Origin of the sequence: Qipengyuania algicida (assembly GCF_009828025.1) — a bacterium.
GTDB classification, from domain to species: domain Bacteria; phylum Pseudomonadota; class Alphaproteobacteria; order Sphingomonadales; family Sphingomonadaceae; genus Qipengyuania; species Qipengyuania algicida.
This window is the reverse complement of sequence record NZ_WTYA01000010.1, coordinates 56,275-78,782: the sequence shown is the minus strand read 5'-3', so window position 1 is coordinate 78,782 and position 22,508 is coordinate 56,275. Positions and strand designations below refer to the sequence as shown.

Below are 22,508 nucleotides of genomic sequence, written 5' to 3'. Positions count from 1 at the left end.
GTATTAATATTTCCAGCGTTCCACCACCGCTTCGCCATCCTCGGCGCTGTCGCGGATCGTGCCCGGCGTGCGAGAAAAGCGTGGTGCGGGGGCGGTGTGCCAGCGTCCGTCATGCTCGACGAAGCATTCTCTTGCCCGCATGTGGGGATGATCTCTGGCTTCGTCGAGGGGCATGACCGGTGCAAAACAAGCATCGGTCCCTTCGAGAATGTCACACCATTCGGCTTGCGTCTTGGTCAGGAACAGCGCGGCCAGCTTTTCGGCATAGGCGTCCCAGTTCGCCGGATCGAGCTGCCCCTCGACAAGCTCGGCGGGCGCTTCGGATCGCCGGAGCAGCTCGGCATAGAATTGCGGTTCGATCGCGCCGATGCTGATTTCCTTGCCGTCCTTGCAGGCATAGCAGCGATAGAAATGCGCTGCCCCGCCCAGCAGCCCTGCGCCCCTGACCGTGCTGCGCAGCGCCGAATGCGGCTGGCCATAGAAAAAGCTCATCAGGCTGGTGACGCCATCGACGATTGCCGCATCGACAACCTGCCCCTTGCCCGAACGCTCACGTTCGAAAAGCGCGGCGAGGATTCCGAGCGCGCAATACATCGAGCCACCGCCGAAATCGCCGACAAGGTTCTGCGGTGGGACCGGCAATTCGCCGCGCTTCCCGATCGCGTCGAGCGCCCCGGTCACTGCGATATAGTTGAGGTCGTGCCCGGCAGCCTGTGCCAGCGGCCCCTCCTGTCCCCAGCCGGTCATGCGCGCAAAGATCAGTCGCGGATTGGCTTGGAGCAGCACATCGGGGCCAAGCCCCAGCCGCTCCATCACACCGGGACGAAACCCTTCGACAACAATGTCGGCCTTCGAACAGGCTGAAAGGCAGAAGCGCCGCCCCTCCTCGCTCTTAACGTCGACCTGCGCGCGGTGGCGCGCACGTTCCACCACTGGATTGGTAACCTGCGCCCCCTGACGTTCAATCCGCACAACTTCGGCGCCCATGTCGGCCAGCAGCATGGCTACATGCGGCCCGGGGCCGATCCCGGCAAATTCGACCACCTTGAGGCCCGCCAGCGGTCCCGTGCCCAGCTCGCTCATTCAGCAATTCTCCCAAATTTGTTTGGCCCTCGCATGGCCCGCACGCGGCACCCTTGGCAAGTGGCAACCAAATCTTTCTTTTCGGACAAGGCCATGCCCCCTAGCTCGCAATCTGACCATGAAAGAGCTTACCCATCTCCAGCGGCTGGAAGCCGAGAGCATCCACATCATGCGCGAAGTGGTCGCTGAGACCGAGCATCCCGTGATGCTTTATTCGGTGGGCAAGGACAGCGCAGTGATGCTGCATCTGGCGCGCAAGGCCTTCTATCCCGCGCCGCCGCCCTTCCCCCTGCTGCACGTCGATACGACCTGGAAGTTCAAGGACATGTACGCACTGCGCGATAGGGCCGCGCGCGATGCCGGGATGGAACTGCTGGTCCATCGCAACCCGGAAGCCGAAGCGCAGGGCATCAACCCGTTCGACCATGGCGCGCTGCACACCGACATGTGGAAGACACAAGGGCTGAGGCAGGCGCTCGACCACCACGGGTTCGACGCGGCATTTGGCGGCGCGCGGCGCGACGAGGAGAAAAGCCGCGCCAAGGAACGCGTGTTTTCCTTCCGCAATGCCAGCCACGGGTGGGACCCGAAGAACCAGCGGCCCGAGCTGTGGAATCTCTATAACACCCGCAAGGCCAAGGGTGAAAGTATCCGCGTGTTCCCGCTGTCCAACTGGACCGAGGCGGACATCTGGGAATACATCCTTGCCGAAGGGATCCAGATCGTCCCGCTTTATCTCGCCGCACCCCGCCCGACCTATGAGCATGAAGGCGCAATCTTCATGGCCGACGATATCGAGCGGCTCGAACGCGTGTTGGGGCATCGCCCGGACATCACCACCCGCACCATCCGGTTCCGCACGCTCGGCTGTTTCCCCCTGACCGCGGCGGTGGAGAGCGAATCGGCAACGCTGGACGATGTCGTGCGCGAAACGCTCGCCGCGACCGGTTCGGAGCGCGCCGGGCGTGTTATCGACCGCGACGACGGCGAAGGGTCGATGGAGAAGAAAAAGCGCGAGGGCTATTTCTGATGACCGGCCAAAGTTCCCTCCTGCGTTTCATCACCTGTGGCAGCGTCGACGATGGCAAATCGACGCTGATCGGGCGCTTGCTCTACGACAGCAAGGCGCTGCACACCGACCAGCTCGACGCGCTCGATGCCGATAGTCGCCGCGTTGGCACACAGGGCGAAAAGCCTGACTTTGCGTTGCTTGTCGACGGTCTTTCCGCCGAGCGTGAACAGGGCATCACCATCGATGTCGCCTATCGCTTCTTCGCTACCGAGAACCGCAAGTTCATCGTCGCCGATTGCCCGGGGCATGAGCAATATACCCGCAATATGGTCACTGGTGCATCGACTGCTGACGCTGCAGTAATCCTGATCGATGCGCGAAAGGGCGTGCTGCGCCAGACCCGGCGGCACAGCTTTCTGTGCCACTTGCTGGGGATCGAGGATGTGATCCTGGCTGTGACCAAGATGGATCTGGTCGATTGGTCGCAAAGGGCATTCGACGATATCGTCGGCGCTTATCAGGAGTTTGCTTCGACACTTGGGTTGAAGCGCGTGACTGCCATTCCGGTGTCGGGGATCGAGGGCGATAATATCGCCCAACAATCGACCAGCATGGACTGGTTTCGTGGCCCGACATTGATCGAGGCGCTTGAAGGCATCGAGGTAAACACCAGCCGTCTGGCCCAACAGCCCTTCCGGATGCCGGTGCAGCTGGTGAACCGTCCCAATCTCGATTTCCGTGGCTTCTCCGGCCTGATCGCCAGGGGTACGGTGGAGCCCGGCGATGCCGTGCGCATCCTGCCATCCGGGCGTGAAAGCGGCATCGCACGGATCGAGAGTTTTGATGGCCCGCTGGCGCGCGCGCAGGCGGGACAATCGGTCACGCTGGTGCTCACGGATGAGATCGATTGCTCGCGCGGCGATGTGATCGCGACCGCCGCTGCCCCGCCGCAGGCCGCCGACCAGTTCGAGGCAACGCTGGTGTGGCTCGACGATGCGCCCCTACAGGTCAATCGTTCCTATCTGCTGAAGCTCGGCGCACAGAGTGTGCCGGTCAGTGTGCGCCAGCCTAAACACCGCGTCGATATCAACACGCTCGACCAGATGGCCGCCAAGACGCTGGAGCTCAACGAGATCGGTGTGGCCGAGATTCATGCCGACCGGCGGATCGTGTTCGAGCCCTATGCCGAAAACCGGGCGCTGGGCGGGTTCATCCTGATTGATCGCCATACCAATGCCACTGTCGCCGCCGGGATGCTGCATTTTGCCTTGCGGCGGGCGCAGAACGTCCATTGGCAGCCGACCGACATCACGCGGGCCGAGCGTGCCCAGATGAAGAACCAGACGCCGCGCATACTGTGGTTCACCGGCCTCTCCGGTTCGGGCAAGTCGACCATCGCCAATGCGGTGGAAATGCGGCTCGCCCTGATGAACCGTCACACATTCCTGCTCGATGGCGACAATATCCGCCACGGGCTCAACCGCGATCTCGGCTTCACCGAGGCCGACCGGGCCGAGAACATTCGCCGTATCGGCGAGGTGGCGAAGCTTATGGCGGATGCCGGGCTGATCGTGTTGACCGCTTTCATCAGCCCGTTCCGCGCCGAGCGCGACATGGTCCGTGCCATGCTGCCCGAGGGCGAATTCATCGAGATCCATGTCGATACGCCGCTCGAAGTTGCCGAAGCGCGCGACGTGAAAGGGCTTTACCAGAAAGCCCGCGCGGGCAAGCTGAAGAACTTCACCGGGATCGACAGTCCGTATGAGCCGCCGCTCGATCCGGAGATTTCCGTCAATACCGTCGAAATGAGCGTTGACGAGGCAGCCGAGCATATCATCCGCGCGATCCTGCCGTTAAAGTGAGCGACGGGGATACTCACGCGCAAATGACAGGGGAACGCGCCATGACCGATGCCGAACTGGCTGCCAGGCTGGCGGAAACCGCAGGGCAAATCCTGATCTACCTGCGCGCATCCGGCCTACTGTCAGGTAAGCCGCTGGGCACAGCCGGCGACCGGACCGCCGACAGTTTCCTGATGTCCACCCTGAAAACATTGCGCAGCGAGGATGCGGTGCTGTGCGAGGAGAGCCGCGCCACTCCGGGCCGGACCAGCGCAAACCGTGTGTGGATCGTCGATCCGCTCGACGGGACGCGCGAATACAGCGAGGGCCGCAAAGACTGGGCGGTTCATGTCGCGCTGGCGATCGACGGTGTCGCCACGGTTGGTGCGGTTGCTTTGCCGGATTGCGATGGCGGCCTTGTGCTGCGTTCGGACGAGCCCTCGGCCTTGCCGGCCGCCGCATCGCCGCCGCGGATCGTCGTGAGCCGTACCCGCCCTCCACCCGAAGCCGAAGCGGTGGCGCAGGCCCTGGACGGGCAGCTCGTGCCAATGGGCTCGGCCGGGGCCAAGGCGATGGCGGTGCTGCGCGGCGAAGCAGAGGCCTATGTCCATTCGGGCGGCCAATACGAGTGGGACAGTTGCGCCCCGGTGGCCGTAGCCATTGCCCATGGCCTGACCTGCACGCGTCTGGACGGGTCGCCGCTGCGGTACAATTGCGCGAATGTCGCGTTGCCCGATCTGGTCATCTGCCGTCCCGAGCTGCATGAAACCATCTTGTCAGCGGTGCGGGCCGTTACCGAAGTTTAACCCCGCCATCACGCTGGGAACACAATTGCCTCGCTAATTAGGGCACGAGGGGATTGCATCAGGCATTGCCCTTTTCCTGGCATTGAAATCTGATGGCGAATATTTTCTACGATCCTTCCGGTCGGCGTAGTCTGTGGTCGAAGCGTGTGCTGGGCTTCGTGCTAATCGCCATTCTGCTGGCCGCGGCGGCGTTGGCGACATCTGTTGCGCATGTTCCGCAAGGCTCGGTAATGACGCCGTTCCTGCCACACGGCCATGCCCGCGCCTTCCTGCCGGAAACGCGGCATGGTGCTCCACGGCATCATTCGTGGTTGCCGGCACGCAAGGCTAAGTCATCCAACACGCCGCTCAACGTCGGTTTTTATGTGCCTGACGACGAAGCTTCGATCTCTTCCCTGAGGCGTAACATCCAGAACTTGGACTGGGTGGTCCCACTCGATGCGACCGTAGTCGGGCCGCAGCACCAGTTTTCCGTATTGGGTGACACCAATTTCGACCGCTTGCTGGCCAACACTGGGCATCCACCCCTGGTGATGCCGATGGTCCAGAATGCTCACAATGGGCAATGGGACGGGAAGGGCACTGCCTCGCTCCTGCACCAGCCGCTAAGCCGCGTCTGGTTTGCGAAGAAGCTCGCCGCCATGGTCGCCAACGCCCATGCAGGTGGTCTGGTGCTGGACCTCGAATCGCTACCGCAGGCGTCGATCCGCGACTACTTGACGTTCATCCCGCTGTTGCGCAGCGAACTGCCTGCCGGAAGCCAGATCGCTCTCACAGTCCCTGCGGGCGATCCGGACTGGCCGCTGGCGGCATTCGGCAAAGTGGCCGACCACGTGATCCTGATGGCTTACGATCAGCATTGGTCCGGCGGCGAGCCTGGGCCGATCGCAGCGCAGGACTGGTTCGTCCAGCAGGTCGAGCAGGCTCGCGCCAAAGTCGGCGATGACAAGCTGATCGTGGCACTGGGCAATTACGCCTATGACTGGCACGGTCAGAGCGCCGACGGGCTCTCGGTCGAAGAGGCTTGGCTCGAAGCGCACGACAATGATGCGCCGATCACCTTCGACAAGCAAAGCGGCAATCCCGGCTTCGCCTTCACCGACGATGACGGAGCGCACACCGTGTGGATGCTCGACGCCGCGACTGCATGGAACGAGATGCAGGCGCTCAAGCGGCTTGGCATCGACGATATCGCGCTCTGGCGACTGGGGACCGAAGACCCGGGCTTCTGGTCGTCGCTCAAGGCATTTCGACAAGGCGGGAAGCCTGATCTGTCCAAGCTCCAGGAGGTGCTCAACAGCGATGTCGAAGGGTCCGGCGAGATTCTCAGGATCACCTCCACGCCAACCGACGGCCAGCGCTCCATCAGCTTCGAGCGCGATGGGCTGATCGGTAACGAACAATTCCATTCTTTGCCCACCCCCACCGTGGTGCAACGGACCGGCAGCGCCGATCCCAAGGCCATCGCGCTGACGTTCGATGATGGTCCGGATGGAACTTGGACGCCGCAGATTCTCGACGTGCTGGAACGCAAGCACGTCCCGGGCACGTTTTTCATGATCGGCGAGAACGCGCTTGCCCATCCCGAAATCGTCAACCGCATCGTCGATGATGGCAGTGAAATCGGAAACCACACCTACACCCACCCCAACCTCGCCAAGACCTCTGACGCGGAAGCACGGCTGGAAATCAACGCCACGCAGCGCGTAATTGAAGCCTACACCGGTCGCCGCCTGACACTGTTTCGCGCGCCCTATTTCGGCGACGCCGAACCGACGACCGAGGACGAGCTCGCTCCGGCACTGATCGCGCAGAAACTAGGCTACACCATCGTCGGACTGCACGCCGATGCCGAGGATTGGCAGCGGCCCGGCGTTGACCAGATCGTCAAGAACGTAATGGACTCGGTACATTCGTCGAACCCCGACCGCACGGTCAATGTGGTCCTGCTCCACGATGGCGGCGGTGACCGCGCGCAGACAGTCGCGGCCTTGCCGATCATCATCGATCGCCTGCGAGCTGAAGGGTATCGCTTCGTACCGGCGTCGGCGCTTGCCGGTATCCCGAGAAGCGCGGCAATGCCGGTCATCTCGGGCAGCGATCTCGTCAGTGTGCGCATCGATGCGGCGATTTTCCTGCTGCTGGCCGGTTTCGGTCTGCTGCTGTCGTGGATCTTCTATGTCGCGATCACGATGGGGATTGCTCGGGCGATCATCATGGCAGCGCTCGCATGGTGGCAAAGCCGCCGCCGCCGTGCCGCCCCCCCAACGTTCACTCCGCAGGTGTCCGTCATCATTCCGGCCTACAACGAAGAGCGGGTCATCGCCTCATCGGTCGCGCGCGTGCTCGCCAGCGACTATCCTTCACTCGAGGTAATCGTGGCGGACGACGGCTCGAAAGATAACACCTCGAGCGTCGTGGCAGAGGCTTTCCCGAACGATCCGCGCGTTACGCTGCTGACACTCGAAAACGGTGGCAAGGCTGCCGCGCTCAACCGCGCGATGGCTCAGGCACAGGGCGAGATCATCATTGCGCTCGACGCCGATACCCAGTTCGAACCGACCACCATCCGGCGCCTCGCACGCTGGTTCGCCGATCCACAATTGGGTGCGGTGGCGGGCGACGCGCGGGTCGGCAATCGTGTCAACCTCGTCACCCGGTGGCAGGCGATCGAATATATCACCGCCCAGAATCTGGAGCGTCGCGCGCTCGCGGGATTCGATGCGATGACGGTGGTGCCCGGCGCAGTCGGCGCATGGCGTCGCAAGGCGCTCGACGAAGTTGGCGGCTATCCCGAGGATACGCTGGCCGAAGATCAGGATCTCACCATCGCGATCCAGCGTGCCGGCTGGACGGTGACCTACGATCCGCGCGCCACCGCCTGGACCGAGGCGCCCGAAGGCTTCAAGGCGCTGGCCAAGCAGCGCTATCGCTGGGCCTTCGGGACATTGCAGTGCCTGTGGAAGCACCGCGGCGTGTTGCGCAAGGGCGATCCAGCGGGCCTTGCGTGGATCGGGATGCCGCAGGCATGGGCGTTCCAGATCGTGCTTGCAGCAGTATCACCGCTGATCGATCTCGCGCTGGTACTCTCGATCATCTCCACCGTCCTGCGCGTGATGCAGCATGGCTGGGCGCAGACCAGCGGCGATGTCAGCATGATGGGGCTGTACTGGCTGGCCTTCACCGCCATCGACATGATCTGCGGCTGGGTCGCCTATCGCCTCGACGGACACAACAAGCGCTTCCCCGGATTACTGCTGATCGCCCAGCGCATCGTCTATCGTCAGGTGATGTACTGGGTGGTGCTACGCGCCATCGCTTCGGCGATCGGAGGTTGGACCGTCGGCTGGGGCAAGTTGGAGCGTAGCGGCCGTGTGGCCATGGCGCAGGATGGGCAGGGCGGTGGAAAGAAGAAGACCGCCTGACCGCTACATTTTTTCCTTCCAGCCGATCCGGATCAGCATCCAGTTGACCGGATAGGAGGTGACGAAGCCGCCCAGCATCGCAAGCTGCATGGCGAACCAGAATTCGGGCGTGTTCACCTCGGCCGTGCCGCCGAATGCCCGCTTGAACCAGACGAACTGGATCAGCGCCATCACGCCGTACATCCCGATCTGCCACGAGCTGATCGAGGCCGTGTCGGCTTTGACCGCAGCCCAGATGCCGCCGCCGACCGACAGGTCGCGCATTGGCTTGATGGTGAAATACTGGAACACCACGCCGATCAGGAAGGCGAGCAGGAAGTCGGGTATCCAGATCGCAAAAATCTTGTCCTCGAACCAGCTCTGCCAGCCGAACCATACCGCAATCGCGGGAAACGCGAATACCGCCCATTCGATGATGATATCGCCCAGCGTGCAACCCGCGCCGCAATGGCTCGATCCCTTGGCGACCATCACCGGAAACGAAACGTCGCCCTGGTCCGCGTCCGGGTCGGCAGGGGTTCTGCCCCAGCGATAGTAGATCGCCAGCCACAGGACCGAACCGAACAGCGCGGTCAGCAGCCACACTAGATTCATGATCCACATTCTCTGCGGACGACGAACCTCGTCGAGCGCGATGGTGGTCGCGCATACGAACCCCGATCCAACCGCGATTATGGAAACAAGGTGCAGCCACGCCGGAAAGGCTGGGCTCATTTGAGCAGCATCCAGATTCCCATCGCGAACATCATGACATTTTCGGTCAAGGAGACGAAGCCGAGCGGGACATTCGAACTACCGCCCACGCAGGCGCATTTGAGCTCGCGCTTCTGGACATACACCGCGTAGAACACGGAGACTGCGCCAATGCCGCCGATGATCAGTGCGATCGGCACCGACAGCCAGTCGAGCGCATGGGCCGTCATCAGCACGCCTGCCAGCGCTTCGGCGAAGGGATAGATAGTGGCATATGGCACCCAGCGCTTCGCCAGCAGGTCATAGCCCAGAAACATGGTGGCAAAGCCATCCACGTCGCGCAGCTTCTGCAAGGCCAGCAGGCACATGGTGATGGAAATGAACAATTCAGCGCTCATCACGCTGAGCAGTCCGCTACTCATCAGCCAGCTGACCGCCAGCGCCAGTGCCGCGCCCATGGCGAAGATCGCCAGAACGGGCTTGTAAGTCGTCGCCTTGGGGTCCTTGACCGGCTTGCCGAGGAAGCGGCGCAGATCGTCATAACCGCCCACCCGCTTGCCATCGATGAACGTCTGCGGCGTCGTCTTGACCCCGTGCTGTTCCTTGAACGCATCCGTTTCGGCACGTGTGGTGAGGTGATGGTCCTCGATCTCGTAACCTTGCGATTTGAGCAGATGCATGGTCTTCAGCCCCCACGGGCAGGTGTGCTTATCCATCACCATGCGATAGACTGTCGCCCGTTTGGCGGTGTCGTGAGAAATCTGGCTCATATCGTTCATCGTTTAATCCTGCCGAGCAGATCGACCAGCTCATTGAATTTCTGACGCTGCGCTTCCGCGTCGCCCGAAGCGATTGCCTCGTTCACACAGCTCGAGGTGTGATCGGCTAGAACGCTGTCCTCGACCTTGGCCAGCGCAGCCTTTACCGCCTGGATCTGATGCAGGACGTCCATACAGTAACGGTCCTGCTCGATCATTCCGGCAATACCGCGCACCTGCCCTTCGATACGCTTGAGGCGATTGAGCGTTGCGCTGCGTTCCGAAGTCACCGACATAGCCTCCTAATACCCGAGGGGGGTATATGGTTCCGACGCACGGGAGGTTCAACAGTCGGCGACGGGTCCGCTGCGGTCAGTCGCGCAACCAGTGGCGCGCCAATGCCATGTGCAGAAGCAAACCGGTTTCGAGCACATCGTCGTTGAAGTCGTAATGCGGGTTATGGAGCGAGGGCGAATCTGTCCCCCTTCCCTGCCCCAGCCAGATGTATGCTCCGGGACATTGTTGCAGCATGTAGGAGAAATCTTCCGAGGTCGCTGCCGGGTCCGGCGCCAGTTCTGCCTTTGCAACCGTTGCTGAAACTTCGAGCGCATCGGCAGCGGCTTGCGGATCGTTGATGGTCGCGGGGTAATTGCGGATGTAATTCAGATTTCCATGCACCTGGAAAGCCATTTCGATTCCGCGACAGATCTGGCCAATCCGCTCCTCGATGCGATCCTGCACTTCTGGATCGAACGTGCGCACCGTACCGCCCACCGTCGCTTCTGCGGGCAACACGTTGTGGGTATGGCCTGCCGCGATCTCCGTCACCGACAGCACCGCGGCGGCCGTCGGCAGTATATCTCGCGCGACAATCGTGTTGAGTTGCTGGACGAGAACGGAGGCCGCCAGAATCGCATCAGGCGTGTCCTGCGGCAAGGCAGCATGACCGCCCCTGCCCTCCAGTGTAACGCGGAACGTGGCTGCCGCCCCCATGATGGCGCCCGGCCTTGTGGCGATCGTGCCGGCTGGCAGACTGGGCCAGTTGTGGAGCGCATAGACGCGTTCGCACGGGAAACGCTCGAACAGGCCATCCGCCACCATCTCCCGCGCACCGCCGAGCCCCTCCTCCGCGGGCTGGAAGATGACATTGAGCGTACCGGAAAAGCGCGGATCGCGCGCCAGCGCCTGCGCCGCGCCCAGCAGCATGGCGACGTGGCCGTCATGTCCGCAGCCATGGAAGCATCCCGGATTCCTGCTCGCCCAGGCAAGGTTGGTCTGTTCGACGATCGGCAGCGCATCCATGTCGGCGCGCAGGCCCAGTGTGCGCGGTCCGTCTCCCGCGCGCAGCACGCCCACGACACCCGTCCCGCCGATACCCTCATGCACCTCCAGACCTGCCTCGCGCAGTAGCTTTGCAACAGTGGCAGCGGTCTGATGCTCCGCGAAGCCCAGTTCCGGCTGGCTGTGAATGTCGCGCCGCAGGGCGATCAGCGGTTCAATGAGGTCAGCAATCTCGGTCATGCCGGCAACCTATCAAATTGATACAGGATCACGAAGCGATAGCTGGCCCCCGCCTTTCCGCGTCACACCGCGAGCAACGGCCTTGCCGTCACGCGGGCCGTGTGACGCGCTGCATCCCGTTCGAATCAATCAGTATACCGACTTCGCTGACGTTGAGCGGATGGCTGTAGAGGAAGCCCTGAATATACCGACACCCCTCGCGCCTCAGAACCTCGAGCTGCCCCGCATCCTCCACGCCCTCGGCCAGCGTTTCCATACCCAGCGCGTCAGCCAGGGTCGTGATCGCACGGATGACCGCATGGGCATTTCCTTCGGTCGTGAGGTCCTGCACGAAGCTGCGGTCGATCTTGACCTTGTCGAACGGAAACGACCTCAGGTAACTGAGCGAGGAATACCCTGTACCGAAATCGTCGAGCGCAATGCGCACGCCGAGATCGCGCAAACCATGCAGAGTGGACAGCGTCTTTTCGACATTGGCGATGAAGATGCTCTCGGTAATCTCAAGTTCGAGCCGCCCGGGTGCGAGCCCGCTATGGCTGAGGGCCTGGAGGATCGTCTGCGCCAAATTGCCCGACGCGAACTGCTTGGGCGAGATATTGATGGCGACGGACAACTCCTCCGGCCATTGCGATGCCTGCCAGCATGCCTCGCGCAAAATCCATTCGCCAAGCGGGATGATCAGCCCGGTCTCTTCAGCCAGCGGGATGAAATCGACGGGGTTGACCAGACCGCGTTCGGGGTGGTTCCAGCGAACCAGCGCTTCGAACCCCTTCAGCCGGTCCTCGACCAGACTATAGAGGGGCTGGAAGTGCAATTCGAAACCGCCTTCATGCAGGGCGCGGCGCAGGTCGAGCTCGGTCTGGCGACGCAGGCGCGCTTCCTCGTCCAGCTTCGGTTCGAAGAACTGGTAGGTCGCCTTGCCTTCGCTCTTCGCCCGATAGAGCGCGAGATCGGCATGTTTCATCAGTGTGGTGCCATGTGTGCCGTCACCCGGCGCGATCGCGATGCCGAGGCTGGCCGAACACGGGATCTGCTGCCCGTCGATCACAATCGGCCGCGTGAAGCACTCGAGGAGCTTTTCCGCTGTTGCAGCCAGCGATTCTGCTGAACCGATATCCTTGATAAGGACCGCGAATTCGTCACCGCCAAGGCGCGCGACGTCGGCATTGCGCAGCCCTTCACGCAGGTGAGTGGCAACCTGGCGCAGCAACATGTCGCCGGCTGGATGACCAAGCGTGTCGTTAATGACCTTGAAATCGTCGAGATCGACATAGACCACCATCAATCGCTCGCCTTCGGACAGGCGTGCCAGTGCGCGATCCAGCTGTTCGACGAAGAGCTTGCGGTTGGGCAGGTTCGTCAGGCCATCGTGCAGGCCGACATGGATGATTCGCCGTTCGCGCTCCTCGATCGCACTGACCATGCGCTTGAAGCTGGAAGCGAGGCGTCCGATCTCGTCGGAGCTTTCTACCTTGATCTCCACCTCGCGCCCTTCACCGATGGCGCCGGTGGCCTCATCCAGCTTGCGCAATGGTTCGGTCACTGTCCGGGCGACGCGCCAGCTCAGCGCTATGACCAGTGCAATTGCTGCCAGCGCAAGCAACGCCAGTGCTGCTTCAAGGCGGTCGTAACCGGCCAGCGAGCGACTCAGCGAGTGGCGCAGAACCAGCCGCGGCGAAAGGTCGCCTTCCAGCGCCGGGATGGCAGAAATCTGATAGAGATTGCGCTCGGCATCACCACGTTCGATGATCTGCCCGTCATTTCCGGACCGCAGCCACTTTGGCAATTGTTCGCGTGGCACAACCTCGGCGCTGACGTCGATTGCGGCAAGCTGCTTGAGACGACCGAGCTCGGCCCGGTCCATCGGCTGCGCGATGACCAGCCACCCCATCAGGTCCGGCGCCTGGATCGGAGCGGCAGCAGCAAGGGCCAATTTCCCGTCGAGGCGGATCATGCCGTGCGTCTTGCCGGCATCGAGCGCGCTCCATAGCGCTCGCGCCGACCGGATCCTCGTATCGCCCGAAGCAAGCATATTACCATCGATTCCGATCACGAAAGCAGCATCTGCGCGCGACCGGCTTTTCAGGCTGTCGAGCGCGCTGTCGATGGTCGGGCCGTTGCGCGTCGCCACGGCTTCGCGAAAGCCGAAATCATGCGCCAATACGTCAGCGGAGCGATCCATCTGCTGCGCCCGCAGTTCCAGCAATTCGTCAAACACGCGGGCGTTGGCGGCGAGATCTCGCGTCGCGCTGGCCTCACCGAAATGCGACAAGGTGTTGCCAGCGATGACTACGATCGCTGTCAGCACCACCGCAAACAACCCGGCATAGAGCACAGCGATCCGCAGCTTTAGCGAACCGAAGCGCAGCGATACGAGCTTCGTTAGCGGGGCAATCATCGGAGCGAAATCACAAGTTTCTGAGCGTTTTCGCCGCTCGACAATGCCACCTTCTGAGTCAGGACATTGTCCGGTGCGCGCAGGCGCGGATGCCAGACCGTCATCGTCGCCGTACCAGCAGGAATACCACTCAGCCGCACCATGCCGTTACCATCGGACTTGTCCGCGAAGGGAGTTTCGACCACCCGGATATAGCCGCGCATCTGGTCATGGATGTTACAACCCAGCGCCACGGTTCCGGCAATCGGAAACTTCTGGGTGCGGTTCTGCTCTCGGCCATAGAGATCGATGGTAAAACGCGCCGCCTTCGAAAAGCTGTAGATTGAATGGCGCACCTGATCGAGGTTGGGAAACGCCACCGTGCTGCCTTTCGCAACAATCAGCGTATGGGGAACGAACTGCTGGTTCCTTTGCGCCATCGCCATCGACCATGGAAAACGGATCGGACCCGACCATCCGCCTGCGGGCATTACTTCGATAACGGCATCGCGCACAGGCGCGCCTTTCTGGTCGACCACCTGAACGCGCAATCGCGCATCCGGCGCGGCATGGGCAACAGTGGTCCATACGCCCAGAAAGAGCGAAAGAAAGGCTACGATGACGAAGGATCGATGCTTGTGAATCATGCGGACTCGGATAAGAACCAAGTCTTAATAATTTCGTCGATTAAGCTTAATTCGATTTTTACCGTCGCGCGGATAAGCATTTCGAGCGATGAACAAGACGATGCTTCTGACCGCGGGTCTGATGACCCTTGCGCTTGCCTCGCCAGCTTGCGCCGACGATGGGAAATCCTTTCCGGGCAACAAACTGCTGCTGACAAATGGCGTCACCACTATCGAGGGAACCAGCGGTGGCGGCATGGCAACATGGGCGACCATCGCCGGACGCGAAACCGATCGCAGCATCGGCGTGTCTACGCATGTCACCGTGATCGCGTTACCCGACTATGGATGGGAGAGTCACGGTGTATCCATCGGGATCGGCAACCGGATCGAGCTGTCCTATGCGCGGCAGAATTTCGACACGCGCGATGTCGGCGCGGCGCTCGGCATAGGGCAAGGTTACAAGCTCAATCAGGATGTTTACGGCGCGAAACTGCGCCTGTTCGGCGACCTTGTTTATGGCAATTCGCTGCTGCCGCAAGTCAGCGCGGGCATCGAATACAAGCATAATCTCGACCGACCGATCGCGCTCGCGGTGAATGCCGCCCAAAGCGATGGCACCGATTTCACGCTGAGCGCGACCAAACTGATCCTTGCGCGTAGCCTGCTGGTCGACACGACATTGCGCCTGACCAAGGCCAACCAGAACGGATTGCTGGGCTTCGGCAGCGCGGCGGGTGCGGGGTATTCGCTCCAGTTTGAAGGATCGCTCGGTTATCAGCTGTCGCGCCGCGCAGTGATCGGCGGAGAATTTCGCACCAAGCCGAACAATCTCGGCCTCGGTGAAACCAATTGGTTCGACCTTTTCGGCGCTTACGCGCTGTCCGACAATGTGACGGTGACCGCCGCTTATGTCGATCTCGGCTCGATCGCCACTTTCAACGACCAGCGCGGTGCTTTCCTGTCCGCCCAGCTCGCCTTCTGAGGATAATTGGATGTTCCTGCTTGCCGCCGCCGCCGCTGTCACGCTGATCGCTCAACAGGCGCCCGCACAGGGAATCGACTGGGACAAGCAGTTCGGTGTCGAGGAAAAGGTCCGCGATCCCAAGACCGGCGAAATTCCTGTCGATCCATACACGCAGAGCAATGCCAACGCCGGTGCCTCTCCGGTCAGTGGAGCATCGCTGGTGCGGCAATTCGGCGGCAAATCCGGCATCCGCCGCATTGCTGAACGCACTGTCGAATTGTCGGAAGCCGATCCGCGCATTTCGGCGATTTTCGTATCGCATGACATGGTCCGTCTGAAGCGCACGCTGTTCGAACAGTTCTGTTACCTGCTCAATGCCGGATGCGACTATACCGGACGCGATATGAAAACGACGCACGCGCAGATGGGCCTGCGCAAGGCGGACCTCAACGCGCTGGTCGAAAACCTCCAGCAGGCGATGCGCGAACAGAAGATCCCGTTCGCAGCGCAGAACCGTTTTCTGGCGAAGCTTGCACCGATGTCAAAGGACGTCATCACGCGATAGCAGCAGTGCGCCGGCTCAAGTTCAGATAAGACACATCAGCGCAATGCCCCGCGGGCACCAGATCGCCGTTTCGGCAAAAATCTGCGCTCATTGCATTGAGTATAGGGATAAGCACCGGATCGTCCGCTCCGACTTTATCGGCTGAGGCTTCGATGGCCCAGAGCGTTCGCTCAGCTGCGGATGATCGACCTGCTTCCCACTGGTTGCGGCGAGCGTCTCTCGTCGCGACCCGTTACGAGGGACTACTGATCTTTTACGCTCTCGATCGACGCTGGTTCGAGCAGCTACCGGACGATCTCGCTCAATTCGCCGATGCTCCAAAACATGAACCGATGGCCGAGCCACGAAAAACTCCTGCCTGCGCCCGCCAATATACCACAAGGGGCGGGATTTCGGGGCGGCATTCGGCGTCACGCTAGTTCGGACAGACGTGCAGCCGCGGCGGCCAGATCAGCATCGAAAAGCCTCATCTGTTTCTCGCGCCCGGCACCTTCCAAACGTAGCAGATAGGATGGGTGCGCTGTCACCCACAGTTCGCTTCCATCCTCCAAGGGGATGGGACGACCGCGGGTTTTGCCGATCGACACCGTCCTGCCCAGAACGCTCCGCGCTGCGCTTGCGCCCATCGCCAGCACCAGCTTCGGCCGCACGATGGCGCGCTCGCTCTCTATCCACCAGCGACACGTATCGATCTCCCTCGCTGACGGGTTCTGGTGGAGGCGGCGCTTGCCGCGCTGAACGAATTTAAAGTGCTTCACCGCATTGGTAACATAGGCTGCACTCCGATCGATTCCGGCCCTGGCGAGATGGACGTTCAGCAATTGACCGGCAGGGCCGACGAAAACACGGCGCTGCCAATCCTCCTGATCGCCCGGCTGTTCACCCACTATCATCAACCGAGCATGGACCGGCCCTTCACCTGGCACCGCATGCGTATGAAGTTCGGCAATCGGGCACCGCGCGCAAGTCTCAATCGCGTCGGCCACGGCCTCCAGCGTCCCGGGACGTTCGGCATCTTCCATTGCACCTGCTTTGACCATCGCCACTTCGCGTGCCTGAGCGCCCGCGATCAGTTGGGGGATAAGCTGGGCCTCGGGCATATTCTTCCAGTATTTGCGTGGCATTTCGCTCAGCATCGCCCGGGTTTTCAAACGCGCGGGATTGAAGATCGAGGCGTAGTACCCTCGCCACAGCTCTTCCATCGGGTCGCCGTTCGGCGCATCGACCTTGGTGGCCGCTGGTCCCTCACGCAAGCGCTCTCCATCCCAGTGCAAGCTGCCGCGCGGGGTCAGGATCGACCACCGCATATTGACAAAGCGGCGGACGAAGAACCCCGCATTATGTCGCAGGATATGATGAAACGGTTCGAACCATGCGACAAAATATTCGCCCTCATCATCCCGTTCCACTTCACGAAAGCGCAAAAAAGCGCGCATCTTGTGAATGTCGCGGCGCACGGTGCGGGCCATGTCCACCAAGGCACGCACGTCGGGATCTGCGGCATCCTCCATCAACCGAGGCTTTGACTGCAAACGCCACAAGACGCGATAGAGCAAGCCGAACCGTTCTGGATCGCAATGCATGACGGCGGCCTTCGCGATTTCTATAAAACGGCGCGGAACGCGTGGCTGCAGGCCGTGACTGTCGGTAATTGGCAAGCTGCGATCGCCGTGGCTGAACAAATCCGCGCTCTCCCCACCCGGCTCGGTCCAGACGATAAGGTCAGGCAAGACTCCGGCCATGACCAATTGGCGGGCATGGTCGCGCCATTCGGCAAAATCGTCGGGCGCTGACATCGGCAGGACGTGACAGCCGTCCAGCATGACATGTTGCTGCACAGTCATGCAGCAAACAGTTCCAGCTGACGGTTGCAATCCGGCGCGACAATGTTTTTCAGATCGGCCCGGTCGGTGAACAGCACCGGTCGCCAATCCGCAGCCACCACAAAGGGCTTAATCTTTGCGACTGACACGGTCAGCTTCGCAACATCGTCGAGCCGCAGCACCCGATGCCGTCGCGCACTCAAAATCTGCGCCACACCTCGCGTCCCCAACCCAGGCACGCGCAGTAGCGCCTCTTTCGGCGCACGGTTCAGATCCACAGGGAAATGTTCTCGAAATTTCAATGCCCAAGCGAGCTTCGGATCGATATCGAGCGGGAGCATGCCATGATGATCCGCTGCCTGCGCCACTTCTGCCGACGAAAACCCGTAAAAACGTATCAGCCAGTCCGATTGATAGAGCCTATGCTCGCGGATCAATGGCGGTCGTTTGAGCGGAAGAACCGCGCTGGCATCAGGAATGGGGCTGAAGGCGGAGTAATACACCCGGCGCAAGCGGTGCTGGCCGTAAAGGGTGCTCGCACGATTGACGATTTCGGCATCATTCGCACCATCAGCGCCCACGATCATCTGAGTGGATTGGCCCGCAGGAGCATATCGCGGCGCATGGCGAAACCGTTTCCTCGCATCCTTCGCTTCGACGATGGCCTGCTTCATCGTGTTCATCGCGCCGTCGATCACGCCCGCATCCTTGTCCGGCGCAAGGCGGTTCAGCCCTGCCTCGGTCGGCAATTCGACATTGATTGAGACGCGATCGGCATAAAGCCCCGCCTGCCGGACGATTCCAGGGTCAGCGTCGGGAATAGTCTTGAGGTGAATATAGCCGCGAAAATCGTGCTCCTTACGAAGGATGCGCGCCGTTTCGACCAACTGCTCCATCGTATGGTCGCTGTTCCTGATAATACCGGAAGACAGAAACAGCCCCTCGATATAATTGCGCTTGTAGAAGGCAAGCGTGAGGTCAGCGACTTCCTGCGGCGCAAATCGCGCCCGCTCTACGTTTGAGCTCTTACGGTTCACACAATAATGGCAGTCGAACACGCAATGGTTGGTCAGCAGCAGCTTCAGCAGCGAAATGCAGCGTCCGTCTGGAGCGTAAGCATGGCAGATGCCCATTCCTTCGGTGCTACCAATACCCTTGCCGTTTTGGCTATCGCGTTTTGCCGTGCCCGAAGAGGCGCAGGAGGCATCATATTTGGCGGCGTCCGCCAGGATTTTCAGCCTTTCAAGAACGGGTTTATGTGCCACTTGCATCTCCTTCGTTCTTTATATGTTCTTTTCCACGATTTGCCATATCAAATGCGCAAGAGAATACCGGTTCTTGCACTCGCCTGACGTGTGCGCGAAGGTCGGTCTGTGTGAAGAACCGCACCACTTGGAGCCATTTGCAGTCAGCATCATGCCTCACGACACAGGTCGCGGCCTTGCCTTACGCGGCAGTTTTGAATGTTTTCATTGTTACTAAATGGTCGCAGACGACATTCCGCCACATTGGGCCTCGGGTCTTGAACCACAACCGCAGGCGCGCATCGACTAGGTAAGATCGCACCGCATTGGACAGCAAGGTTGCGTTGGCGTTGTTCTGCTGTGCTGCAAGTCAGCTGTCGAGCGCGCTCTCAGGCTTGGCTTTGGCGTAGTCTATCATCGGACTGCCGCGCCCTGCGGGACAAACAAGACCAGCGCCAAGGCTGCTGCCGACAACAAATATCATAGCTGCGAGCCTATTTCGGCAAAACCGGATCATCAGGGTCCCAGTCTGCAACGATTACAACACACCCGTTCCCTTCGCCTTGGCAGATCGTTTGATCTCCCGATCGTTTTGCCTTCATTTTAATCTCGCTCCCGCCTGGCTGGATCTTGCCGGCAAATCCAAGCTTGGCGACCTGCTTCTCGAGAGAAGCCCGATCTATGAGGCAACTATCCGGATAGCCCTTCGGCGGCTTGACTGCCGTGATGGTAAAGCTTGCACCAGAACGGGTTGCGAGCTTGAGAAAACCCCCTGCTTTCCGCACTGAGGCAGCGCTGATGAAGCGGGATTGGTCAAGGGCAACAGACCGAAATTCTATCCGGGCTTGTTCCTGCTCTTGTGCCGCGGCCACATTGGAGGTGACGAGTGCTGCGGATACTATCAAGGCTGTTCTTAGTAGCATTTCGCGCTCCTTCCGATGATTTTCAAATTGCGCGGCAAGCGACCATCACGTCCTTGCGCACGCTGCGCTTGAGCAAGCCGCGCTGGTCGCTGACGTTGAAGCTGAATGAGAGTTGCTGGCGCGGGGCCGTCTCGCTGGCGGACGAAAGACCGCCAATGGGCCACGAAATCGGATAATTGGCGACGATGTAGTGGCCACCTGTTCCGTCCAAGTCGAGCCGGTTCAGATCCGACAACCAATGGTCGCCCAGAAAGATCGCGCTTCCTTCAAAGTTCCGCCGCACATCCACCCGACCGCGCAGGCGGATTATTTTCGGGCAGATCCAGTTGCCTATGCGCTCGATATCGGCCGGGGCAGTCATGAGTGACAACTTTCTGACCGTCGACTTGGGATTGGTCCGGCTACCGGATGGATCACTCTCGTTCGACGGATTTTCATCGCGGTCTTTATGTCTCTTCTTGTTCAGCTCTCTCGCAATGTCGGCTTGCGAGGCTGAGTTGGCCGACGTGCCCTTCGAAGTTGCCGCGAAATGCCCGGTCGGAAGGCATTTGATCGTCGCACCGATCCAGGTCGTGTCTATTGGCGGCGCCCGTTCGAACCGGCCGCGACTATCCCAGATCACCGCTACCTTGACGAGATAGGCTGCAGGCATCTTCAGGATCACGCCATTTTGGATGTAGCGCTTTCGCTCGGGTCCTTTCGCGTTGGCAACCGCCTCATTGCAGCGGGTCTGGACCGATTTGAGATGTTTCGGATCATTGGAAATGCCGGGTGTGCGGTAATTGAAAGAGATGGGATAGGCGTAGCCGTTGGGTTGGGCATAAGGCCCGTTGGGATGATCGGGGCCCGGCAATTCCTGAGCCTTAACATTGTCGACGAAGACATCGGTGCGCTTGAAACGGCGGGCCCAGTCCGGACGCGAGCCGAAATAGACGATCCATGCCACCAGCTTTTCGTTCTTGATGTGGCCGTATCTGCCGCGCGCGATCCCTTCTACCTCAATGACAGGCGCGCGGCTTTTCACGCCCAGCGCGCCGCCCGGCACATCGGCATCGCTTGCCGGTCGGATGGTGACCAACTCTCGTGCGGCGACTGGGCTGGCCGATACGATCAGCACCACCATTCCCACCTTTAAGGCCCGACGTAGATGAATGCCTGCCATTCCCGCCTTCCTCCTCATGGTTCGCTCAGTCGCTCAAACCGTCGTCGATCGCTGCTCCATTCGCTCCTGGGTTCGGCGCACGGCAGGTGACGCGGGTCGTTCTGGTTGCCGATGTCACGATGGTCAGGCTGGCGTTCGCGATGTTGAAATGGAAAGTCAGATTGCGACGCGGGGCACGGTTGCCACCTGCCGCCAGGCTTCCGGTAGATGTAGTGCTCCAGTCGATTGGATAAGACACGACGATCGAACGACCGCCTGCCTTGTCGAAGGCGAGCGTGGACCGTGGGGAAAACCAGCCATGCGCGCCAAAGATCGCCGAACCTTCGAAGCGATGCCCGACATCGATACGCCCGACGAGCCGGATCGCAGTCGGACAGATCCAGGGGCCGACACGCCGGACCGCCAGTTTAGCGGTCCTGAGCGATGCTTGCACATCGGGCGGAGGCGTTGTGCGCCGAGGAGCGCTGGGAGAAGTGCGCCTTGGCGCAGGAGTTGTGCTTCGCCCCGCATGGGCGTCAAGCGCCGCGCATTTCACCTGCGCAATGATCTCCACGCTATTTGTCCAGGTTTGCAAGGTGGGTGGATCCTCGAAGCCCGGGCCGGGCTTGTCAGCTATGAACCAGGTGGAGCTGAGTGATCCGTCGAAGGCATTGCGCAGGTTGTAGGTCTGGCCATCGCGCAGAAAATCTCGCCGCGCATTGCCCGAGAGTGCGTTTAGCTTGCCATTGCAGAACAGAACCGCATCGAAACTTCCGTTGCGTGGGGCCTGATAGGCGAAATCGATCCTATATATCTTCGGGTTACCGGGTTCTGCGAAGCCATGTTCGAACGAACCGATACGTATGCCGCTGCCTCTATGGGAAAGCGCACGTTTCGGCGAATGGCCCGTCACGCGCAGCCACGCGGAAACCGTGTCCGTCGTTACGCGGGTATAACGTCCCCCATTACCTTTCACGACAATCCTGGTCTGCCCAACCCCGGCATCACTGTCCGGGAACACCTGAAACGCTTCGATCACGGGTGATGCCTGTACCCCCGATGCCAGCAACACACTGGATGCAAAGATGCCGGCGGAGGACGCTTGTTTGATAATCTTCATCGGCTGAACTCCATTGGCGGTTTTGTCGATATCGGAGGTGAGGCAGATGGCGTGTCGCTTGCTGCGCCTGCGTTTCACCGTCGTGATTCGTGGGTAATCTCGACCTTCCCGAAGGTGAGCTGGAAAGTCTCGACCGGATCGGCTCGCTCGCGGTTTGCGGGATCACGCAGCGTCTTCCTGATCGACACGCCTGAAAGCAGATATTTGTGCTTGCCGTCACGAATTGTGAGCTGGAGCTTGTCCCCACATTCCATCAAGCTCCTAACAGTGCCGGCCGCCTTGCTGCCACGCACTTTGGCGAGGACCCGACCCGCTTCACCCCGCCTTGCCGAACGCTCCAGTACCGAACCGACAGATACCAGTTCGATCCACTGATCATGCCTGGCATCCTCCGCAGCGCCGCAAGCAGTTCCGGCCGCACCGCCGCTACCGCCCGATGCTTTGGCCAAGCGCATATACACCCCGGCATGGGCGGGACTCGCCATGATCAGCGCGATTGCCATCGCGGGTAGGAAAATGAGGAATCCTTGGCGCATATCAATTCCCTTCAATTGCCCTTCAGCTGGGGCCTTCGATCCGGAAA

Annotated in this window: 19 protein-coding genes; 6 read left to right on the top strand and 13 right to left on the bottom strand. The window is 60.9% G+C overall.

Annotated elements, in window-relative coordinates; all coding sequences use genetic code 11:
- Positions 1 to 3: 3 nt before the first annotated feature.
- Positions 4 to 1,083, bottom strand: coding sequence for a CaiB/BaiF CoA transferase family protein (locus GRI58_RS12635; RefSeq protein ID WP_160753965.1), 1,080 nt, complete (start codon positions 1,081 to 1,083; stop codon positions 4 to 6).
- Between the two features lie 118 nt (positions 1,084 to 1,201).
- Between GRI58_RS12635 and cysD the strand changes: the two genes are divergently transcribed.
- From cysD to GRI58_RS12615, 4 genes are all read left to right on the top strand, one after another.
- Positions 1,202 to 2,113, top strand: a complete 912-nt coding sequence (gene cysD / locus GRI58_RS12630; protein ID WP_160753964.1) for a sulfate adenylyltransferase subunit CysD — start codon at positions 1,202 to 1,204, stop codon at positions 2,111 to 2,113.
- Complete coding sequence (gene cysN, locus GRI58_RS12625) at positions 2,113 to 3,957, top strand: sulfate adenylyltransferase subunit CysN (protein WP_160753963.1); 1,845 nt, start codon at positions 2,113 to 2,115, stop codon at positions 3,955 to 3,957. Before cysD ends, cysN begins: the two co-directional genes overlap by 1 nt.
- A gap of 23 nt (positions 3,958 to 3,980) precedes the next feature.
- The gene (locus tag GRI58_RS12620; protein WP_237452295.1) at positions 3,981 to 4,742 is read left to right on the top strand and encodes a 3'(2'),5'-bisphosphate nucleotidase CysQ; all 762 of its coding nucleotides are present in this window, start codon (positions 3,981 to 3,983) and stop codon (positions 4,740 to 4,742) included.
- A 92-nt stretch (positions 4,743 to 4,834) separates the two neighbouring features.
- Positions 4,835 to 8,167, top strand: a complete 3,333-nt coding sequence (locus tag GRI58_RS12615; RefSeq protein ID WP_419957049.1) for a trifunctional glycoside hydrolase family 18/polysaccharide deacetylase/glycosyltransferase family 2 protein — start codon at positions 4,835 to 4,837, stop codon at positions 8,165 to 8,167.
- A gap of 3 nt (positions 8,168 to 8,170) precedes the next feature.
- On the opposite strand, the gene GRI58_RS12610 is transcribed toward GRI58_RS12615, so the two are convergent.
- The 6 genes from GRI58_RS12610 to GRI58_RS12585 all read right to left on the bottom strand — a co-directional run bounded on the left by GRI58_RS12610 (position 8,171) and on the right by GRI58_RS12585 (position 14,163).
- Complete coding sequence (locus GRI58_RS12610) at positions 8,171 to 8,881, bottom strand: DUF4396 domain-containing protein (protein WP_160753962.1); 711 nt, start codon at positions 8,879 to 8,881, stop codon at positions 8,171 to 8,173.
- A complete protein-coding gene (locus GRI58_RS12605) occupies positions 8,878 to 9,639 on the bottom strand; it encodes a glutaredoxin family protein (protein WP_237452294.1) in 762 nt (253 codons plus the stop codon). The genes GRI58_RS12610 and GRI58_RS12605 overlap by 4 nt, the downstream gene beginning before the upstream one ends.
- Positions 9,636 to 9,908 carry a metal-sensitive transcriptional regulator gene (locus tag GRI58_RS12600; RefSeq protein WP_419957048.1) on the bottom strand — a complete coding sequence of 91 codons (273 nt, stop codon included), beginning with the start codon at positions 9,906 to 9,908 and terminating at the stop codon, positions 9,636 to 9,638. The genes GRI58_RS12605 and GRI58_RS12600 overlap by 4 nt, the downstream gene beginning before the upstream one ends.
- Positions 9,909 to 9,990: 82 nt before the next feature.
- Positions 9,991 to 11,139, bottom strand: a complete 1,149-nt coding sequence (locus GRI58_RS12595) for a M20 aminoacylase family protein (RefSeq protein ID WP_160753960.1) — start codon at positions 11,137 to 11,139, stop codon at positions 9,991 to 9,993.
- Between the two features lie 88 nt (positions 11,140 to 11,227).
- Positions 11,228 to 13,537, bottom strand: a complete 2,310-nt coding sequence (locus tag GRI58_RS12590; protein WP_160753959.1) for a putative bifunctional diguanylate cyclase/phosphodiesterase — start codon at positions 13,535 to 13,537, stop codon at positions 11,228 to 11,230.
- Entirely contained in the window at positions 13,534 to 14,163 is a 630-nt protein-coding gene (locus tag GRI58_RS12585; protein WP_237452293.1) for a cupredoxin domain-containing protein, read from the bottom strand. Before GRI58_RS12585 ends, GRI58_RS12590 begins: the two co-directional genes overlap by 4 nt.
- A gap of 88 nt (positions 14,164 to 14,251) precedes the next feature.
- Between GRI58_RS12585 and GRI58_RS12580 the strand changes: the two genes are divergently transcribed.
- Together GRI58_RS12580 and GRI58_RS12575 are read left to right on the top strand one after the other, a co-directional pair.
- Positions 14,252 to 15,127, top strand: a complete 876-nt coding sequence (locus tag GRI58_RS12580; protein ID WP_160753958.1) for a DUF3034 family protein — start codon at positions 14,252 to 14,254, stop codon at positions 15,125 to 15,127.
- Between the two features lie 10 nt (positions 15,128 to 15,137).
- On the top strand, positions 15,138 to 15,674 hold the full coding sequence (locus GRI58_RS12575) for a group I truncated hemoglobin (protein WP_160753957.1): 537 nt from the start codon (positions 15,138 to 15,140) through the stop codon (positions 15,672 to 15,674).
- A gap of 410 nt (positions 15,675 to 16,084) precedes the next feature.
- On the opposite strand, the gene GRI58_RS12570 is transcribed toward GRI58_RS12575, so the two are convergent.
- The 6 genes from GRI58_RS12570 to GRI58_RS12545 all read right to left on the bottom strand — a co-directional run bounded on the left by GRI58_RS12570 (position 16,085) and on the right by GRI58_RS12545 (position 22,428).
- Positions 16,085 to 17,518 (bottom strand): UdgX family uracil-DNA binding protein, encoded by a 1,434-nt coding sequence (locus GRI58_RS12570; RefSeq protein ID WP_160753956.1) that lies wholly within the window; start codon positions 17,516 to 17,518, stop codon positions 16,085 to 16,087.
- On the bottom strand, positions 17,515 to 18,768 hold the full coding sequence (locus tag GRI58_RS12565) for a putative DNA modification/repair radical SAM protein (RefSeq protein ID WP_160753955.1): 1,254 nt from the start codon (positions 18,766 to 18,768) through the stop codon (positions 17,515 to 17,517). The genes GRI58_RS12570 and GRI58_RS12565 overlap by 4 nt, the downstream gene beginning before the upstream one ends.
- A gap of 467 nt (positions 18,769 to 19,235) precedes the next feature.
- Entirely contained in the window at positions 19,236 to 19,664 is a 429-nt protein-coding gene (locus GRI58_RS12560) for a hypothetical protein (RefSeq protein ID WP_160753954.1), read from the bottom strand.
- Positions 19,665 to 19,686: 22 nt separating this feature from the next.
- On the bottom strand, positions 19,687 to 20,826 hold the full coding sequence (locus GRI58_RS12555; RefSeq protein WP_160753953.1) for a hypothetical protein: 1,140 nt from the start codon (positions 20,824 to 20,826) through the stop codon (positions 19,687 to 19,689).
- 25 nt (positions 20,827 to 20,851) lie between these two features.
- Positions 20,852 to 21,925 carry a hypothetical protein gene (locus GRI58_RS12550; RefSeq protein ID WP_160753952.1) on the bottom strand — a complete coding sequence of 358 codons (1,074 nt, stop codon included), beginning with the start codon at positions 21,923 to 21,925 and terminating at the stop codon, positions 20,852 to 20,854.
- Positions 21,926 to 21,999: 74 nt separating this feature from the next.
- Positions 22,000 to 22,428, bottom strand: a complete 429-nt coding sequence (locus tag GRI58_RS12545) for a hypothetical protein (RefSeq protein ID WP_237452292.1) — start codon at positions 22,426 to 22,428, stop codon at positions 22,000 to 22,002.
- Positions 22,429 to 22,508: the final 80 nt, after the last annotated feature.

Bases quoted from the DNA above. Each gene is read 5' to 3' on its own strand.
- GRI58_RS12635 (WP_160753965.1), bottom strand. From the start codon at position 1,083: ATGAGCGAGCTGGGCACGGGACCGCTGGCGGGCCTCAAGGTGGTCGAA.
- cysD (WP_160753964.1), top strand. From the start codon at position 1,202: ATGAAAGAGCTTACCCATCTCCAGCGGCTGGAAGCCGAGAGCATCCAC.
- cysN (WP_160753963.1), top strand. From the start codon at position 2,113: ATGACCGGCCAAAGTTCCCTCCTGCGTTTCATCACCTGTGGCAGCGTC.
- GRI58_RS12620 (WP_237452295.1), top strand. From the start codon at position 3,981: ATGACAGGGGAACGCGCCATGACCGATGCCGAACTGGCTGCCAGGCTG.
- GRI58_RS12615 (WP_419957049.1), top strand. From the start codon at position 4,835: ATGGCGAATATTTTCTACGATCCTTCCGGTCGGCGTAGTCTGTGGTCG.
- GRI58_RS12610 (WP_160753962.1), bottom strand. From the start codon at position 8,881: ATGAGCCCAGCCTTTCCGGCGTGGCTGCACCTTGTTTCCATAATCGCG.
- GRI58_RS12605 (WP_237452294.1), bottom strand. From the start codon at position 9,639: ATGAACGATATGAGCCAGATTTCTCACGACACCGCCAAACGGGCGACA.
- GRI58_RS12595 (WP_160753960.1), bottom strand. From the start codon at position 11,139: ATGACCGAGATTGCTGACCTCATTGAACCGCTGATCGCCCTGCGGCGC.
- GRI58_RS12590 (WP_160753959.1), bottom strand. From the start codon at position 13,537: ATGATTGCCCCGCTAACGAAGCTCGTATCGCTGCGCTTCGGTTCGCTA.
- GRI58_RS12585 (WP_237452293.1), bottom strand. From the start codon at position 14,163: ATGATTCACAAGCATCGATCCTTCGTCATCGTAGCCTTTCTTTCGCTC.
- GRI58_RS12580 (WP_160753958.1), top strand. From the start codon at position 14,252: ATGAACAAGACGATGCTTCTGACCGCGGGTCTGATGACCCTTGCGCTT.
- GRI58_RS12575 (WP_160753957.1), top strand. From the start codon at position 15,138: ATGTTCCTGCTTGCCGCCGCCGCCGCTGTCACGCTGATCGCTCAACAG.
- GRI58_RS12570 (WP_160753956.1), bottom strand. From the start codon at position 17,518: ATGACTGTGCAGCAACATGTCATGCTGGACGGCTGTCACGTCCTGCCG.
- GRI58_RS12565 (WP_160753955.1), bottom strand. From the start codon at position 18,768: ATGCAAGTGGCACATAAACCCGTTCTTGAAAGGCTGAAAATCCTGGCG.
- GRI58_RS12560 (WP_160753954.1), bottom strand. From the start codon at position 19,664: ATGCTACTAAGAACAGCCTTGATAGTATCCGCAGCACTCGTCACCTCC.
- GRI58_RS12555 (WP_160753953.1), bottom strand. From the start codon at position 20,826: ATGGCAGGCATTCATCTACGTCGGGCCTTAAAGGTGGGAATGGTGGTG.
- GRI58_RS12550 (WP_160753952.1), bottom strand. From the start codon at position 21,925: ATGAAGATTATCAAACAAGCGTCCTCCGCCGGCATCTTTGCATCCAGT.
- GRI58_RS12545 (WP_237452292.1), bottom strand. From the start codon at position 22,428: ATGGCAATCGCGCTGATCATGGCGAGTCCCGCCCATGCCGGGGTGTAT.